Origin of the sequence: Acetobacter sp. DsW_059 (genome assembly GCF_002153695.1) — a bacterium.
GTDB lineage: Bacteria > Pseudomonadota > Alphaproteobacteria > Acetobacterales > Acetobacteraceae > Acetobacter > Acetobacter thailandicus.
On the sequence record NZ_JOPI01000175.1, the window covers coordinates 1 to 3080 of the forward strand.

General features: G+C 51.1%; 4 protein-coding genes. 3 read left to right on the top strand and 1 reads right to left on the bottom strand.

All coding sequences use genetic code 11. The annotated features are described in order from the left end of the window. Positions 1 to 326 precede the first annotated feature (326 nt). Positions 327 to 569: a hypothetical protein gene (locus HK25_RS12680; RefSeq protein WP_086636428.1), complete on the bottom strand. Its 243-nt coding sequence runs from the start codon at positions 567 to 569 to the stop codon at positions 327 to 329. A 190-nt stretch (positions 570 to 759) separates the two neighbouring features. On the opposite strand from HK25_RS12680, the gene HK25_RS12685 reads away from it, so the two are divergent. The 3 genes from HK25_RS12685 to HK25_RS12700 all read left to right on the top strand — a co-directional run bounded on the left by HK25_RS12685 (position 760) and on the right by HK25_RS12700 (position 2597). After that, entirely contained in the window at positions 760 to 1398 is a 639-nt protein-coding gene (locus HK25_RS12685; protein WP_086636429.1) for a LexA family transcriptional regulator, read from the top strand. Positions 1399 to 1821: 423 nt separating this feature from the next. Continuing rightward, a complete protein-coding gene (locus HK25_RS12695; RefSeq protein WP_086636430.1) occupies positions 1822 to 2121 on the top strand; it encodes a hypothetical protein in 300 nt (99 codons plus the stop codon). 86 nt (positions 2122 to 2207) lie between these two features. Next, the gene (locus tag HK25_RS12700; protein WP_086636431.1) at positions 2208 to 2597 is read left to right on the top strand and encodes a hypothetical protein; all 390 of its coding nucleotides are present in this window, start codon (positions 2208 to 2210) and stop codon (positions 2595 to 2597) included. Positions 2598 to 3080: the final 483 nt, after the last annotated feature.

The following is a 3080-nucleotide window of genomic DNA, read 5'->3' on the forward strand; positions in this document are numbered from 1 at the left end:
TTTTCTAATGGCATTCTAAAATTTTAAATTTCATTGTCTTTTCAATTAGTTAGTGATTTTATAATTAATTATTATTAATGATTTTATACACTTTTTTACACCGAATCGCACGTCTTTGAAAGACTATAAGCTCCGACAATACTTAAATCACAAAAACCGATAAATTTACTGAACCATAAAGTATAGACACCAAAAATATAACAGATGAATATTACCACATTATATTCGCGCACAAATGAATTCACCAGGATCCCTTCTGAATTCTTCCCCGAAAAAGCGCGACAAGATCCTTAAAAAGGAAAAGCCCGCCGTAAGAGGGTGTCCAGTCACAGTTTCCCAACCTTGCGGCATATCTGAAGCAAATCCCCCATCCGTTGTTGCAACACAGCCCCGAGCACCATCAGACCTTCAAGCAGTCGTGCACCTTCTGTATCCGCCCGCAGACTTTCAAGCCGCCCTTTGAGCAGAGTATGCTCGATCTCGATCAGACGAAGGACATCGTGCAGACCAGCATGAAGCTCTTCGAGACCGTCCTGGGAGGGGGGTGGCAACAGTGAATCTTCAGGCATGACAATCCCTTCGACAAAATGTCGGTTTCATGCGAGGATCTGACCATGACCAGTCACGGGCCACGCAACATTTCGAGCTTAATATGTACGACTTTACGTATTATATATCAAGCGGAATATCGTACAAATACCTCATTCTTCAATGAGGATCCTCCGCGTGCCCCGATATTCCAGGCGAAAGCATAAACTCATGGATGACCAGATCCGCCTGATGCGTGAGCGCGGCGAACGCCTCCGCGAAGCAGCGCAGAGTATTGGCATTACTCATGCCGCCAAAGCAGCAGGTGTGCCGTATACGACATTAAGAGATTACATGAATGGCGGAGAGATGAAGTTCTCTGCCCTGGCATCTCTGGCTCGGGTTTGCGGCGTGTCTCTGGACTGGATCGCCTATGGTGCAGCAAGTGGTTCACTCCCGGACGCAACAGAGGTCCAGCCTACTTCGACCCGCCAGATCATTGTGCCCTGGCATGACCATCATGAAGACGGTCTGCGCATCGGTCGCGACTGGTTGCAGAGCGTTATCCACAGAGACCTCACGTCTCTCTGCCTCATCAGCAATGCGGGAGATGCGATGGAGCCGACGCTGTCATCGGGTGATCTCGTCATCGTGGACCGAAGCGTCACGACGGTGTCGGGCAGCGCACTTTATGCCCTTGAAAGTGCAGGCGTCGTCTTAATTCGCCGCCTTGATCCACGACTGGGTGGAGGGATGCGCGTCATCGCGGACAATCATCGCTATCCACCTCAGGACGTTGCATCTGAGGATTTAAATTGCTTCCGCCTGCTCGGTGAGGTTGTCTGGGCTGGTGGCATACCTCGTATCTAAGCTGCGTAGAACGCAGCGGAATACCGATCGCAAAAATATGCGTATTTCCGCATTGACATAAGTCGAAAATCCGTAGTTTACTCATGCCAGTTACGACGAACAGGTGCTGCAGAATGGTCTGCACCCTGATTTCGAGGAGCTGGCCATGATCTGTCTATCCGATCCCCCTAATGCAAAATGGCAGGCTCCTGTCACCGGAGCGGTTATCGCCCCAGGCCAGGCAGAGTACAGCTAAGGTGCTGCTGCTTAGCGCTCTCCTGCTCGTCGGGGTCGGCCTTATCATCGTAGGTGTCAGGGGTTCTCTGCAGGCTCTGGACTGGCTTTGCGAGAGAGACGTCTTCCCACCGATGTTCATCATGAGCGCAGTGTCTGTAATCACAATGATACTTTTTGATCGTTGATCAGAGACGAAGAGGACTGGCCATGACATCATTTGATGACATCTCTGAAAATGGGAACGTCGCTGACACACAGAAGGCGGCTTCTCTGGCGAAATATCTCGAAAAATATGGCGCAGAAGAAGCCGAGACGCTGCAAATGCTCAGATATGCGACCTGGATGGGTATTGGCATCTGCGTGGTCTGCGGCGTGCTGATTGGCCTGTTATGGCATCCCCTGATCGCGTTCGGTGTCGGAACGGTAAGCTGGGTCTGTCTTCGCGCTGAATTTTTGAAGCAACGCAAGGTCGCCCGGCTAAGGCGACAGCAATACGCTCTGGACTGAACAAACGGTGCCTCTCAATTGCTGATCAGTCTCAGAGACTGTCTTTCACGGAACTGTTCTCTTGCGCAGAACGGATAGGATCTCTCATGTCTAAACTCCAAACTCTTGCTGCCTTATCTCTTACGGGGCTGCTCGCCCTGACAGGCTGTGCCTCGGAAGGCAATGAAGCCCTCAAGAACGAAACAGCAGCCTCCATCGACCAGAAAATTCAGGATGGCGTGACCACGAAAGAACAGATCCGCGCTCAGTTCGGGGATCCCCGCGAAAGTACCTTTACTGACAGTGGACATGAGCAGTGGCGTTATTCGTTTTCCAACGCCTCGTCTGATGCCGCTAATTTCATTCCGCTCTACGGGGACTTGCATCAAGGCACCCACGGCACGGAAAAGACCTTGACGGTGCTCTTCAATGGTAATGTCGTCTGGCACCACACTATGAACTCATCTGCCGTTAAAACGGGGAGTGGCCTTTTCTAGCACTACAGTTGCAATTCGTTTTCCGGGCCGGAAAGATGAAGAATTCAGGGACTGTCTCGACGTAGACTGCCTGAAATTCGAGCCGTCCGGAACGCATTGGAATCATGAACAATTAGAGAATAAAGCGAACTGCAACTGTAGTACCAGGCTCAGAACCTGTTAATTTATTGAACTGAACCTAAATGGAAGTGAGGGAACAATCCCCAACCAAAACCTTCCCGATACTTTTCAATTGTTCTTCCTTTCTGTCATGTGCCCGCGCGCAGGGGTAGTCGCGACGGCAAAAAACCTGCCTTGACGCCCCCTGCCATAAGACGATTGCGACGGGCTTCTATCGTCGCGCGCGCGATCTCATTGTCATCCGGGCGCAGGCCGCCTGGAATGCCTCTTCGCAGATGGCAACCAGCCAGTCGGGATGCGCCATCATATCGAGCCAGATGATACGTAGCAGAGGGCGATCCGGTTCACTGAACCAGCGTTCCT